The organism is Arhodomonas sp. KWT, assembly GCF_010993615.1.
In genome coordinates, this window is the sequence record NZ_WNXE01001049.1 from 1 (window position 1) to 570 (window position 570).

At 65.8% G+C, this 570-nt stretch carries 1 pseudogene; it reads right to left on the reverse strand.

The window, feature by feature from the left end:
- Window positions 1–219 precede the first annotated feature (219 nt).
- Window positions 220–570 (reverse strand): annotated as a pseudogene (locus tag G7A99_RS24085) (ribonucleotide reductase); the annotation flags it as partial.

Genomic DNA, 570 nt, shown 5'->3' on the forward strand with positions numbered 1-570 from the left:
TGGCGTAAGCGCAATGCGGGAGCGTCCCCGCCGTTGCCCCGGGTATCTCGACTGCTTGAAAGGATCGCGGCCGTGGGGTGCACGCTAATGCTGACTAGCCCGTCTGGGGCGACGAACCGGGGGACGTCCTGACGTACGCCACCACGACCGCGACGTGAGAAGTATACAGGGGATCCCTGTGCATGACAATGATTCTCATTGCCATGCACAGGGATGGGATCACTCCCAGCTCAGGGCCCCGCCCGTCTGGTACTCGGTCACCCGGGTTTCGAAGAAGTTCTTCTCCTTGCGCAGGTTTGCCTGCTCGTCGAGCCATGGCAGGGCGTTGCGCGCGCCGGGGAAGGGTTCATCCAGGCCGACCTTGCGCGCCCGGCGGTTGGCGACGAAGCGGAACTGCTCGTGATGCATGTCCGCGTCGTAGCCGAGGATCGGGTCGCCGAGGAGGTAATCGGCATAGGCCCGCTCGGCCTCGTCCGCCTCCTCCCACATGGCAGTGACCGCGGCCGGGTCCGGGCGCACGCCCTCCTCCTGCATGATCTGGCGCACCACGCGCATGCCGAAGGTGAAGTG